This is a genomic window from Lysobacter sp. K5869, from assembly GCF_018847975.1.
In the GTDB taxonomy this organism is placed as follows: domain Bacteria; phylum Pseudomonadota; class Gammaproteobacteria; order Xanthomonadales; family Xanthomonadaceae; genus Lysobacter.
The window spans coordinates 3967983-3982481 of the sequence record NZ_CP072597.1 but is presented as its reverse complement, the minus strand read 5'-3'; the positions used below and the strand labels follow the sequence as shown (position 1 = coordinate 3982481).

General features: G+C 65.8%; 5 protein-coding genes. All 5 read left to right on the top strand.

Going from position 1 to position 14499, the window contains the following annotated elements:
* Positions 1–3 precede the first annotated feature (3 nt).
* The 5 genes from fabD to J5226_RS17050 all read left to right on the top strand — a co-directional run bounded on the left by fabD (position 4) and on the right by J5226_RS17050 (position 14383).
* The gene (fabD, locus tag J5226_RS17070) at positions 4–1188 is read left to right on the top strand and encodes an ACP S-malonyltransferase (protein ID WP_215835634.1); all 1185 of its coding nucleotides are present in this window, start codon (positions 4–6) and stop codon (positions 1186–1188) included.
* A 6-nt stretch (positions 1189–1194) separates the two neighbouring features.
* Positions 1195–2229, top strand: coding sequence for an acyltransferase domain-containing protein (locus tag J5226_RS17065; RefSeq protein WP_215835633.1), 1035 nt, complete (start codon positions 1195–1197; stop codon positions 2227–2229).
* Entirely contained in the window at positions 2226–2651 is a 426-nt protein-coding gene (locus tag J5226_RS17060) for a PaaI family thioesterase (RefSeq protein ID WP_215835632.1), read from the top strand. The genes J5226_RS17065 and J5226_RS17060 overlap by 4 nt, the downstream gene beginning before the upstream one ends.
* Positions 2648–3640 (top strand): NAD(P)-dependent alcohol dehydrogenase, encoded by a 993-nt coding sequence (locus tag J5226_RS17055; protein ID WP_215835631.1) that lies wholly within the window; start codon positions 2648–2650, stop codon positions 3638–3640. Before J5226_RS17060 ends, J5226_RS17055 begins: the two co-directional genes overlap by 4 nt.
* Positions 3641–3841: 201 nt before the next feature.
* A complete protein-coding gene (locus J5226_RS17050; RefSeq protein ID WP_215835630.1) occupies positions 3842–14383 on the top strand; it encodes an SDR family NAD(P)-dependent oxidoreductase in 10542 nt (3513 codons plus the stop codon).
* Positions 14384–14499 lie beyond the last annotated feature (116 nt).

Genomic DNA, 14499 nt, shown 5'->3' with positions numbered 1-14499 from the left:
TCGATGAAAACCTACATGTTCCCGGGGCAGGGCTCGCAGGCGCGCGGCATGGGCGGCGACCTGTTCGATGCGTTTCCGGAGCTGACCGCCAAGGCCGACGCGGTGCTCGGATACTCCATCAAGGAGCTGTGTCTCGAGGATCCGCGGCGCGAGCTGGGCAAGACCCAGTTCACCCAGCCGGCGCTGTACGTCGTCAATGCGCTGTCGTACTACAAGCGGGTCCAGGACACCGGCGAAACCCCCGATTACCTCGCCGGCCACAGCCTCGGCGAGTTCAACGCGCTGCTGGCGGCCGAGTGCTTCGACTTCGAAACCGGCCTGAAGCTGGTCAAGAAGCGCGGCGAGTTGATGAGCGAAATGGCCGACGGCGCGATGGCCGCCATCGTCAATGCTCCTCGCGAGCAGATCGAGGCTTTGCTCAAGGAGAAGGGCTTGGGCGATGTCGACATCGCCAACTACAACACGCCGTTGCAGATCGTTATCTCCGGGCCCAGCGCCGACATCGCCGCCTGCCAGGAGATCTTCCAGTTCGACCGGGTGATGTACGTTGCGCTCAACACCAGCGGCGCGTTCCATTCGCGGCTGATGATGCCGGCGAGGCGGAAATTCGAGGCGTTCCTCAAGAAGCGCAAATTCTCGAAGCCGAAGATTCCGGTGATCGCGAACCTGACCGCGAAGCCGTACCCGGACGCCGCCGTCGCCGAGTACCTGTCGAAGCAGATCTCCAGCACGGTGCTGTGGAGCGACACGATCCACCACCTCATGTCGCTGTCGGATGCGATGGAGTTCGTCGAGATCGGCCATGGCGACGTGCTCGCGAAAATGATCCTCAAGATCAGGCAGATCGCGGCGAAGGCCGCCGCCGAGCGGGCGCCCGCCAAGGAAAAACCCGTGGTCGCGAGCATCGAAGCCGCGAACGCCGCCGAGCATGCGGGCGGCGCGCTTGCGCAATCCCATGGCGGCGCGCACCACGACCGTTTGGCGCTCGCACAGCAGAAGGTCGCCGCCTGGAACAGCCGCCATCCCGTCGGCACCGGCGTGAAGTCGCTGATGGCCGAGCACGGCGCGCTGATCACGCGCACTCCGGCCGTGGTGCTGTTCGGCCATCGCGCGGCGGTCTACATGGAGGGCTTCAACGGCTACTTCGATCTAGACGAACTGTCGATCGACGAAGCTTCGGCGGCCTGACCGTCCATGCGCCTTCCTCTCGTCTTCATGTTTTCCGGGCAAGGCTCGCAGTACCATCAGATGGGACGCGAGCTCTACGACCGGCACCCCAGATTCCGTCTGTGGATGGAGCACTGCGACGAAATCGCGGCGCCGCTGATCGGCGGTTCGCTGTGCGATGTGCTGTACCGCGAAGGCGACAAAGGCCAGCCGTTCGACCGCTTGCTGCACACCAGTCCGGCGCTGGTCGCGTTCGAGTTCAGCCTGGCGCGGGTGCTGATCGAAGCGGGCGCCAAGCCAGACTATCTGCTCGGCTACAGCTTGGGCGAACTCGCCGCCGCGATCGTCGGCGAAGCGCTGACCATCGAGCAGGGCATCGGCTTCGCGGTCGAGTACGCCCGGCTGGTCGAAGCCGAGAGCCCGTCGGCGACGATGCTGGCGGTGGTCGGCGTGCCCGACATCGAAACGCACTATGCCGACCTGCTCGCGGGCTGCTGGGTGACCGCGCGCAATTTCGACCGGCATCTCGTCGTTACCGGCCCGGTGGAAGCGGTCGCGCCGCTGCGCGAAGCGCTGGCCCGCGACGGCGTGGTGCATCAGACGCTGGCCGTCAAGTACGGGTTCCACACCGGAATGCACTCGACCCTCGAAGCACCGTTCATGGCGCTGGCGGATAAGCTGGATTTCGCGCCGCTGCGCACGCCGATGGTGTCGTGCGTGGACGGCCGGGTGTACCGCGGCGACCGCGATCCGAGGGACTGGATGCGGCGGATGTGGACCACGTTCCGCCAGCCGGTCGAATTCGGCGCCACGGTGCGCAGCCTGCTCGACGAGGGAGACTTCCATTTTCTGGATGTCGGCCCCAGCGGAACGCTCGCGACGTTCGTCAAGTACCTGTTGCCGGCCGACAGCGCTTCGACATTCGGCGATGCGATCAATTCCTTCGGCAGGGACGAGCGGACCTACCGCAGCGCGCTGCAGCAGATCGGCGTGAACGACGCGGCCGGCGCCGCATACGCCTCGGGCGGCGCCTCATATTCCGCGGGGAGGGCCTCGCGTTGAGCGGATTCTTCCAAATGGGCCAGCAGGTGCTGGTGTCGCAGCCTTTCAGCCGGCTGCTGGGCACGGAACTGTGCGAGTTGTCCGAGGGCTACGCCGAACTGTCGCTGCAGATCCGCGAGGACTTCAAGCAAAGCTACGGGTTCGTGCACGGCGGCGTCGTCAGCTATCTGGCCGACAACTGCCTGACCTTCGCCGGCGCGACCGTGCTCGGCAACTGCGTGACCTCGGAGTTCAAGATCAATTACGTGATGCCGACCATCGGCGAGCTGCTGGTCGCCAAATCCACCGTGCTGTCTTTCGCGTTGAGGCAGGCGGTGTGCGAGTGCAAGGTCTACGTCATCCGCAATCGCGAGTCCATGCTGGTCGCGGTGGCTCAGGGCACGATCGTCAAGATCGAGACCGACATCAGGGCGAGCGCATGAAGGCCGTCGTCTACCACGAGTACGGCTCGCCCGATGTCTTGCAGTTCCGCGACGCGGAGATGCCGGCGCCGCGCCCGAACGAGCTGCGCATCCGCATGCGCGCCGCTTCGGTCAATCCTGCCGATCTCTATCTTGTGCGCGGAAGCCCCTTCATGCTGCGGTTTCAGATCGGTCTGAAACGACCGAAGAATCAGGGCATCGGCCTGGATTTCGCCGGGGTCGTCGACGCGGTCGGAGACGATGTCGCCGCTTTTCGCGTCGGCGACGAAGTCTTCGGGCAGATCGCCGACTTCTCCGCCGGGCGCACCCGCGCGCTCGCCGAATACCTGTGCGTCGACGCAGCGGTCGCGGCGAAGAAGCCGCAGAGCATCGGTTTCGCCGAAGCCGCCGCGATCCCGCTGGCCGGATGCACCGCGCTCTATGCAGTGCGCGACTACGGCCAAGTGACGTCCGGCCAGCATGTGCTGATCAACGGCGCGGGGGGCGGGGTAGGCGTGCACGCCGTGCAGCTCGCGAAGCACTTCGGCGCCACCGTCACCGCCGTGTGCAGCGAAGCCAAGCGGGCACTGATGCACGACCTCGGCGCCGATCACGTCATCGACTACCGGAAGCACGATTTCACCGCGGGATCCACCCGCTACGACACGATCATCGACACGGTCAGCAGCCAAACCCTGCGTCGCTGCCGGCGCGTGCTCGTGCCGCAGGGGCGGTTCGTCTGGGTGGGAGGAACCGGCACGAACCATTGGATCGGTCCGCTGCGGCTCGCGCTGAACGTATTGGCGATGCCGCTGGTCGACCGCGGACATCGTTGGCTTCTGGTGTCGAAAGCCGGCACCGCCGAGGATCTGGCGACGCTCGCCGGATTGCTTGAACAAAAGATGTTCCGCCCGATCATCGATCGGCGTTACTCGCTTGAGAACGCCGCCGATGCCATCCGTCATCTGGAGAAAGGTCATGCGTGCGGAAAGATCGTCATCGAGATCTGACCTTTGCCTGGAAGCCGTCGTGAGCGCCAGCGGCGACGCGGTCCGGATGCGGCGCGCCGAAGGTTTTGGATCGCGGATAAGCAACGAAACAACACGGGTTTCTTGGCTGACAGAGCCGTTATCCGATCTTCAGTTGGCTTTGATTCGACGTGGCGCCCAAAAGACCTGGCGCCGGGAACGCAACGCAATGGGTGCTGACCAATGATGGACCACGATACCCTGCAGGAGCGCACCGAGAACTATCTGAAGTCGCTGATCTGCGAGGCGGCGGATACGGCGCTGGTGTTCGACGCGGAAACGCCGTTCGGCGAGCTCGGCGTCAATTCGTTCCTGGTCCTGAAGATACTCAAGCGGCTGGAACAGGACTTCGGCACGTTGCCGAAGACGCTTTTGTTCGAGAACTTCAACGTTCGCGATCTCGCCCGATATTTCGTCAAGGCGCATGCGAGCGTGCTGATGCGCAAATTCCCGGAACTCGCGCCGTCGGAGTCCGTGCCGCAAGCGAAACCGACTCCATCGAACACCGCCGAGGCGCATGCGGCTCCGGCGCGGGCCGGAACAAGCCCCGCGGGCGAAGCGCGGCTGCCGGCGATGGTCGCGCTCAGGCATCTGCATCGCTATCCGCAGCTCGAACAGCGCCGGCTCGAGATCTTCGGCCGATACAAGAACGAATCCTCGGTGTCGCGCGGTACCGCGATGATCGCGCCGCTGCTGTTCTTCGGCGACGCGCAGCGAGGCTACTTCAACTGCGGCAAGGGCAGGGGCATCCTGCTGGCCTACGGCTATACCGGCCCGGAAGAGCATTTCCCGCAACTCGCCGAACAGTTGTACCGGTACTGCGACGCGCACGGCCTGCAGTTCAATCTGTTCGTGGAAGACCGGCTGCCCGAACTGTGCGGCAAGCGCTTTTCCGCGACGCCGTTCGGCGTGATGCAGCGCGTGACCGATCTGGCGTCCTTCACGCTGGAAGGCCAGAAGATGAAGCGTCTGCGCTATCTGGTGTCCAAGTTCGCGAGCGCCGGCGCTTGCCGTACCGAAGAATATGCCTGCGGCAGCGATGCGAAGACCGCCGAGGCGATCGCCGCCATCATCGACCGGTGGTGCGCGACGCGCACGATGGTCAATCCGCTGATCCACATCGTGAAGGCCGAGATCCTCGCCGGCACGCTCGACCGCGAGCACCGGCTGTTCCTGACCTACGTCGACGATGTCCTGCAGAACGCGATCCTGGTATCGCCGATGGCGGCCGGTGCCGGCTACCTGATGGATCTGGAGTTCTACGGGCCGGACATGCCGCTCGGCGGGCTGGAATACGGGATCGTCAACATCATCCGCACCTTGCGCGACGAAGGTTGCGCCGTCTTCAGCCTCGGCGGCACCTACGGCTGCAAGCTCGCCGATTCTCCCGACGCGGATCCGGCAATCGAAAGCGTCCTCGAGGACCTGCGCCAGCAGAATATCTTCAACGACGCGGGCAACCTCCAGTTCAAGAACAAGTTCCGCCCCGAGAGCAAGGACATCTTCCTGTGCCGGGCCGTGGACGCGGGCAGGGCGGACAACGTTCTCGACATCATTCTGATGATCGCCGATCCGTCGCTCACGGACAGCGACGAACCGCCGGCCGACGATGCCGCGCCTGTACCAGCGTTTGCTGCGGAAGCGAATGCGTCGCTTGCGCCGCCGACCTCGACGGCCGCCGCGACAGTAGCGGTCGACATCGCATCCAGCCCGCGCTGGACGGCGCTGGAAACGGCCGGGTTCAACCCGCAGAACATTCCCGCCGCGCAAGTCGACTTCGATCTAAAGACCGACTCCTGGGCGCAGCTGAGCCTGGCCGCCATCGACAAACAGATGGCGGCCCTGTTCGCCCAGATCCAGCGGCCTATCGACGTGAACGCCGGCTTGCGCCGCGTGTTTCCGTTCAAGCACTTCACGCTCGCCGAATCGGGCCGCGCCGCCGAAGCGCTGTTCTGTCAGGCGTGGGAGAACAAGGGGCAGGTGCCGCAGAACATCCTGTTCCCGAGCACAATCTACCACCAGATCGACAACGGGTTCTTCCCGTTGGAAATCCCGGTCGTCGATGCGTTCGACCTGCAGTCCGACGCGCCCTTCAAAGGCAATCTCGATCTGACCGCGCTGCAGGCCCAGATCGCGGATCGGGGCGCGGACATCGCTTTCGTCTGCATCGAACTGACCGACAACGCCACGGGCGGCGGAGCTGTGTCGCTGGCTCACCTCAAACAAGTAAAAGCGTTGCTGCGGGAGCGCCAGATACCGCTGGTCCTGGATGCCACGCGCGTCCTCGAGAATGCGCTGGCCATCATCGACAACGACCCCGAATGGCGCAACGCCTCGCCGTGGCAGGTCTCCGAGGCCCTGTTGTCGCAGGCCGACGCGGTCGTCGTCAGTCTGGCCAAGGATTTTTGCGTCAACAAGGGCGGCCTGATCGCCACCAACGATCAGGCGCTGCACGACCGGCTGCAGGCGTTGCAACAGCGTGCTGGCAAAGCCTTGGATGTCACCGAGAAGAAGTGCGTCGCGGCATCGCTGCAGAACCGCGGCTACATCGAGACCCAGGTCCGGCGCCGCGTCGATGCCGTGCGTTCGCTGGCGGCGCGTCTGGCGGAACACAAGTTGCCTGTCGCGCATCCGGCGACGGCCCACTGCGTGTTGATCGATGTCAAGCGGATTCCAGAATTTCGCGATCTCGCCGCGCCGGTAGCGTCGTTCTTGGCATGGCTCTATCTGGCCACGGGCATCCGCGCTGGCGCGCACAGCGTCGGCATGCAGCAGAACACCTCGCTCAATCATCTGGTCAGGCTGGCCATTCCCGCGGGGCTGGCGGCCGACGAGGTGAAGCGGCTGGGCGACCGCTTGGTGGATGCGTTCGCGCGCATCGTCAATATTCCCGACCTCAGCGCCGCAGAAGGCGTCGGGGATATCAACGCCCGGCTCGCGCTTTATCGGCTGCTGTCGCCTCAGAGCGGCGCGTTGGCCCCCTCGGACGATGCGCGCAGTCCCACCGTCCTGTATCCGCAAGGCGCAGCCACGCACGCCTCGGCGACGCACGCTTCGCAGCCGAGCGCGGCGGACAGCGAGCATGGCGCCGAAGCCGTTCCCTCGCGTGCGTCCGACGCACCGATGCCGGCCGATATGGACATCGCGATCGTCGGCATGGCCGCGCGTCTCCCGAAGGCCAGGAACGCCGACGAGCTTTGGGAGAATCTGACCCAGGGCCGCTGCTGCATCGGCGAGATTCCGCAGTCGCGCTTCGACCGCCGCCGCAATCGCGATGCGCTTGGTCGGTACCGCGGCGGTTTTATCGACGACCTCGACCGTTTCGATTCGCTGTTCTTCAACATCTCGCCGCGCGAAGCCGAGACGCTGGACCCGCAGGAGCGCTTGTTTCTGGAAGTCGCCTGGGAAACGTTGGAAGACGCCGGCTACTACCCCGAAGCCTTCCAGAGCGACGAACTGGGCGCGCGCCGGATCGGCGTATACGTCGGCGCGGTGTGGGCCATGTACCAGATGGTCGGCGCGGAGGAGCGTTTGGCCGGAAACCCGGTGATCGCCAACTCGTTCCTGTGGAGCGTCGCCAACCGCGTTTCCTATTTCATGAACTTCACCGGCCCCAGCATCGCGGTGGACACCGCGTGTTCGGCCAGCCTGACCGCGATCCATCTCGCCTGCGATGCCATCCGGCGCGGCGAATGCGCTGCCGCGCTGGTCGGCGGCGTCAATCTCGACGTGCACCAGTGCAAGCAGGAAATCACCGTCGCCGGCGGCTTGCTGTCGGAAGAAGGCCTGTGCCGCGCCTTCGGTCGCGGCGCCAGCGGCTACGTGCCGGGCGAGGGCGTCGGCGCGCTGCTGCTCAAGCCGCTGTCGCAGGCGCGGCGCGACCGCGACAACATCTATGCGGTGATCAAGGGCTCCGCGGTCAGTCACGGCGGACGCAACAGCGGTTATGCCGTGCCGAACTCGAAGGCGCAGTGCGACGTCGTCACCATGGCGCTGAAGAAGGCCAACGTGGACGCGCGCAGCATCGGCTACATCGAAGCCCACGGCACCGGCACCGAACTGGGCGATCCGATCGAGATCGCCGGCCTCAATCAGGCGTTCGAGCAAGACCGAGTCGCTCTGCAGAGCTGCGCGATCGGCTCGATCAAGACCAATATCGGCCATCTGGAAGCGGCCGCGGGCATCGCGGGCGTGTGCAAGACCCTTCTGCAGATGCGTCACCGCACCCTGGTGCCGTCGCTGCATTCCGCGCAACTCAACGAGTTCATCGACTTCGCGCAGTCGCCGTTCGTGGTCCAGCAAGCGCTGGCGCCTTGGCAAGCGAAAGAGATCGACGGCGTACCGCAGCCGCTGCGCGCCGGCATCAGCTCCTTCGGCGCGGGCGGCTCCAACGCGCACGTGATTCTCGAAGCGATCGAGGACGCCGCGCTAACCGCCGACCGCGTGCCGACGGAGCGCGGACTGCGGATCTTCCCGCTGTCCGCGCGCAACGAGGAACAGTTGCGGCAGGTCGCGACGCGGCTTAACTCCTTCCTCGAAAAACACCGCGACGGCGCATCCGCTCCCAGCCTCGACGAGATCGCCTTCACCCTGCAGCTCGGCCGCAAGTCGTTCGATCACCGGGTTGCCATTCTTGCGGACAGCCATGAGCGGCTGGCCGACAGGCTGCAGTCCTTCCTGGCGGGTACGCGCGACGAGCACATCCTCGTCGGCCATGTGAAGAATGCGGAAGGCATCACCAAGATCCTCAACCGCAGGGAAAAGGACGCCTTCGTCGATCTGCTCGCGAAATCGCGCGATCCGATGAAGCTGGCGCAGCTGTGGATCGACGGCCTGGTGTCCGAATGGCAGGGCATGCAGGCCGGCGGGCAGGGCAGGCGCATTTCGCTGCCGACGTACCCGTTCGCCGACAAGCGCCACTGGCTCGAACCCGCCGAGGGCCGCGCGATCGGCCCGGCGGCGACCGCCCACGTCGCGGGCCTGCATCCGCTGATCGACAGCAACGAATCCACGTTCGAGCGCCAGGTGTTCCGCAAAGTATTCACCGACCGCGAGTTCTTCATTTACGACCATCTGGTTTCCGACATCCCGACGCTTCCGGGCGTGGCCTATCTCGATCTGGCGCGCAAGGCGGGCGAGATCGCCGCGGGGCGCAAGGTCCGCAGGATCAGGAACATCCTCTGGGTCAGCCCGCTGACGGTGCGCGACGCGATTCCCAACGAAGTGCTGATCGAACTAAAACCCGCCGGCGACTCGGTCGTGTTCGAGGTCTTCAGCGAACGCGACGGCGGCAAAAAACAGCTCTATTGCCAGGGCAAACTTTTCTACGCCACGACCCAGGACGAGGCGGCGGAAGACGAGTACGTCGACCTGTCGGCGATCCGCGGACGCTGCGAAAAGGTCATGGACGGCGAACGCGCCTACCCGCTGTTCAAGACGCTCGGCCTGGGCCTGGGGCCCAGCTTCCAGGCGCTGACCGAAGTCCGCCGCAATCCGCAGGCCGCGTTCGAGGTGCTGGGCGCGCTGAAGATGCCGGCGCTGGATGGCACCCGCTTCGACGAGTTCGTGCTGCATCCCTCGCTGGTCGATTCCTCGTTCCAGGCGGCGATGGCCGCGCGGCTCGCGGACGCGGGCGGCGAGATGTTCGTGCCGTATTCGTTGGGCGAAGTGGAAATCCTGCATCCGCTCACGCAGGTCTGCTACAGCTACGTGACCGAGACGAAGGACGCGAAGAAATCGTCCAACGTGTCGAAGATGGACGTGCTCATCGTCGACGAGCGGGGCAGGGTGCTGGTGAAGGTGCGCGATTCCGTTGGCGTGCCGCTGCTCGACGTGCACGAAAAGCCGGGCTCCGCGTCCGCGGCGCCGTCCGCGAGCGATGCCGACGCCGCGTTCCCGACGCTGTACTACCGCACCGATTGGCAATCGTCGCCGCTGCCCGACCCTACGAGCGAGCCCTCGCGGCAGACCGTCGTGCTGTTCGCCCCCGACGAAGCCAGCCACGACGCTTATCGGGCCGCACTGGCGGCGTCGGGCGGCGATCCCAGCATGCTGATCGCGGTGTTGCCCGGCGACGGTTTCGCCCGCATCGACGCCCATCGCTATCGCATCGATGCCGGCAAGCGCGAGGATTTCGACACGCTGCTTTCGGTCCTGCGCGGACGGTCCGATGCCGCGCTGCACGTGTGCTTCGCGTGGTCCGCGCTGCCCGACACAGACGCCGGCGATCTTCCGGCCGAAGACGTCACGCTGCGGGCGCTAGACCGCGGCGTCTACGCTTTCCTGTACCTCACCCAGGCGGTCATCGCTCAGAAATGCGAGGCCGATGTCCGCCTGCAGTATCTGTACTTCAGCGCGCCCGACGCGACGCAACCGCACAACGAGGCGATTCAGGGATTCGCGACGATCCTGCGCGCGGAGTGCCCGAAACTCGCCTGCAAGGTCGTGGAAATCGTCGGCGCGGATTCGGGCGTCGAACCCGGCTTCGACCCGGCGTCGGTGGCCGCGATCGCGGCGGAGTTCGGCGAGGATACCAAGGCTCTCGCGGTGCGCCACCGCGAAGGCGTGCGCTATTTGCGCCGTATCCAGGGCTGTCCGGAGCCCACCGCTCCGACGCCCGATTCGGCCCCGATCCGGCATCGCGGCGTCTACCTCATCACCGGCGGCGCGGGCGGTCTGGGCCTGATCTTCGCCGAGCATCTGGCGAAACAGTTCCAGGCGCGGATGGTGCTGAGCGGCCGCGGCGCGCTCAAGCCCGAAACCGAAGCGGCGCTCGAATCCATGCGCGCCGCCGGCGCCGAAGTGGCGTACGTGGCGGCCGACGTATCCAAGCGTGAGGGTGTCGAAAGGCTCGTGCGCGCGTGCAAAGACCGTTATGGCGAACTGCACGGCATCATCCACAGCGCCGGCGTTCTGCGCGATGCTTATCTGCGCAACAAGCAGCGCGAAGACATGGAGGCCGTGTTTGCGCCCAAGATCCTCGGCTCGGTGTTGCTGGACGACGCGACGCGCGACGAACCGTTGGACTTCTTCGCGATGTTCTCGTCGCTGGCCGCGCTGGCGGGCAATGCCGGCCAGAGCGACTACTCGTTCGCGAACCACTTCATGGATGCGTTCGCCGCGCAGCGCAATGCGCGCACGAGCGCCGGACAGCGGCGCGGCAAGGCGCTCAGCCTCAATTGGTCGATCTGGGCCGAGGGCGGTATGCAGCTGGACGAGCAGACCGCGCTGTTCTTCGAGCGCAATCTCGGCATCCGGCCGTTGCGGCGCGAGGTCGGCATCCAGGCCTTGATGCGGGGCCTGCACAGCGATCTGCCGCAGCTCGCGGTGCTGCAGGGTGTGAAGGACAAGGTCGAGCGCGCGTGGGGCATCGGCGCGGCCGAGGCGCCCAAGCCTGCCACAACGACGTCCGCGGCTGCGCCTGCGGCAGCGGCCGGCGAAGACGGCGATCTCGCGATCCTGGTCCAGGACGCGCTGTCGCGGATCGTCATGGATTTCCTCAAGATCGACGCCGACGATGTAGATCTCGACACGATCCTACTGGACCTGGGCTTCGATTCGATCGGGCTCACCTCGTTCAGCAACATGGTCAACGACAAATACGGTCTGGACATCACGCCGGTCCTGTTCTTCGAATATCCGAACATCCGCGAAATCGCCAAACATCTGGCCCACGATCACCGCGAAGAGATGCTTCGCGTGCATGCGCAGGCGGGCGCGCCGTCGCCGGCCGTCAACGCCGCATCCATCGGCCCGGCCCAGGCGGTTCCGGATCAACCGCTGTTCGCGCCCAAGAACGCCCTCACGCTGCGCGACGCATCGCCCCCCGCGGATACGGGCCGCTTCTCGCCCGAGCGTCGCTTCACCGAACGGCCGATCGCCATCGTCGGAATGAGCGGCGTGATGCCGCAAGCCGACACGCTGGACGAGTACTGGGACAAGCTGAGCAAGGCCGAAAACAACATGGTCACGCTGGTCCCGAAGGACCGCTGGGACTGGGAAGCGTATTACGGCGACCCGATGGCCGAGAAGAACAAAACCCGCTCGAAGTGGGGCGGCTTCATGCGCGAGGTCGACAAGTTCGATCCGCTGTTCTGGGGCATTTCGCCGCGCGAAGCGGAAATGATGGATCCGCAGCAGCGGATTTTCCTGGAGAGCGTGTGGGGCGCGATCGAGGATTCCGGTCATCGCGTTTCCGATCTGGCGGGCACCAAGACCGGCCTGTTCGTCGGCGCGGCGACCCGCGACTACATCGACCTGATGGCGACGAGCCAGGCCGAGCTCGACGGCTATTCCGCCTCGGGCACCTCGCACGCGATCTTGGTCAATCGCGTGTCGTTCCTGCTCAACCTTCACGGGCCCAGCGCGCCGCTAGACACCGCGTGTTCGAGTTCGCTGGTGGCGCTGCACCGCGCGATCGAATCGATCCACACCGGCAGCTGCGACATGGCGATCGTCGGCGGCGTGCAGGTCATGCTCACACCCGCGGGCCACATCTCCTTCGGCGCGGCGGGCATGCTGGCCGACGACGGCAAGTGCAAGACCTTCGATTCGCGCGCGAACGGCTACGTCCGCGGCGAAGGTTCCGGCGCGATCCTGATCAAGCCGCTGGAAAACGCCATCGCCGACGGCGACCATATCTACGCGGTGGTCAAATCCACCGCCGAGAACCACGGCGGCAAGGTCACGATGCTGACCGCTCCGAATCCCAACGCGCAAGCGGATTTGCTGGTCGAAGCCTATGAAAAGGCCGAAATCGATCCGCGCAGCGTCGGCTATCTCGAATGCCACGGCACCGGCACCAGCCTGGGCGATCCGATCGAGATCCAAGCCATGAAGAAAGCGTTCTCGGAGCTGTACCGCAAGCATCAGCTCCCGCCGGCGGAAACGCCGCACATCGGGCTCACCTCCGCCAAGACCAACATCGGCCATCTGGAAACCGCGGCCGGCATCGCCGGCATCCTGAAGGTGCTGCTGTCCATCAAGCACAAGCAGATTCCCGCGCTGCTGCACTTCGAGAAGCTCAATCCCTACATCAATCTGGACAACACGCCTTTCTATCCGGTGGAGAAGACCCAGGCGTGGGAGCCGGCGGCCGACGGACAAGGTCGTGCGTATCCGCGCCGCGCCGGCATCAGCTCCTTCGGTTTCGGCGGCGCCAATGTGCACGTGGTGCTGGAGGAATATCTCGCGGACCAGACGACGCCGCGCGCACGTCCGAGCGGCCCTTATCTCATCGTACTCTCGGCCAAGAACGCGGAGCGTTTGCGCGCCAACGCCACGCGTCTGCTGGCGCATCTGCGCGGCCATCCGCAGGAAGACATCGCCGATGTGGCGTACACGCTGCAGGTCGGGCGCGATGTCATGTCCGAACGCATGGCGCTCGTCGTGGCAAGCGCGCAGGAGCTGGTCGAACGGCTGCAGGCCTATGTCGAAGGCGACGCCGCTACGGCCGGGGCGCGCCAATCCAGCGTGCGCCGCAAGGCGGACATCGTCGCCACCGACGCGGAAACCGTGGCGCAGTGGCTGCGCGAGGGCGATCTGACGGCGCTGCTCGATGTATGGCTCAAGGGACACGAACCCGACTGGAAGGCGCTGTACGCCGGTTACTCCATGCGCCGCTGCGCGCTGCCGACCTACGCCTTCGCGCGTGAGCGGTACTGGTTCGGCATCTCACCCGAGCAGAAGAAGGCGGGCGACCAAGCCGTCGTGCATCCGCTGCTGCATCGCAATGTCTCGGTGTTCGGGCGGCAGTCGTTCGCGTCGGACAGTGCGGTACTCGAAAAATCGCTGCGCGGAACGGCTCTGCGCCCCCAAGCCGGACTGCCGGACTTGTTGCCGCTCGAAATGGCGCGGCTGGCGGTGCGCGAGTCCCTCGGCGACCGGGGACACAAGGCGCGCATCGAGTTGCGTTCTCTGGCATGGGCGGACTGCGAGCCCGCGACACAGGGCGGCACCGTGTCCGCGGATCTGTACGCTACCGGCGACAGCGAGTTCGACTTCGACGTGAAGACTTCGGGCGCGGACGGCGAGTCGGTGCTGTGCGAAGGCAGCGGCCGCTACGAGACGGGCAAAGATCCGGAGCGCATCGATCTGTCTCAGTTGCGCGCGTTGTTCCGCGGCGAAGTCCACTCCGCCGCGAACGTCTATGGCGCCTTGGTCGATGCTGGCATGGTCCGCGACCGCCTGCCGGACGGCGTTGTCGCCTGTCTTCGCGGCGAACGACAGCAGCTGCTCGAGTTTCGCTTGCCGGCGCGGCCCGATGGCGCAGCGGATTCGGCCGCCGCCGACGCGCTGGACATGTTCGCGTTGCTCTCGCTCTCGCATCTGGCCTGCCTCGACCATCTGAACGGCACCGGCGTCCCGCCCTCGGCAACGGTCCTGCTCGCGCTGGAACGCGTCGCTTTCGCCCCGGGCGGTGCCGGCGAAGGCTCGATCTGGGTTCGCGCGGCGCGCGGCGGCGGCCGCCACGACGGCCGCGCCGTGGTCGACATCGATGCGATCGATACCGAAGGCCGCGTGCTGATCAAGATCAAAGGCCTGACGATCGGCTACCCGGCGACGCCGGACAGCGAACGCGCGCACGACGAAGAGTTCGCCTCGATGCTCGAGTCGCTCTACGCCCCAGGCCGCGACCCGACGCCCGACCGCACTGCGCAGGGCGTCGCGAGCCTCGAATTCGAGGACGCGCTCGACGCGATCTTCGAGACGGGCGCGACCGGATGAGCATCGCATCCATGCCACTCGATCCAAGACGCGATGCGCCTTGTAACGCCCGCGCAGCGGCGCACAGGCATCGTTCCCGCCGTCGATTCGACACCGCTGGGCCGGGCAATCGGCTG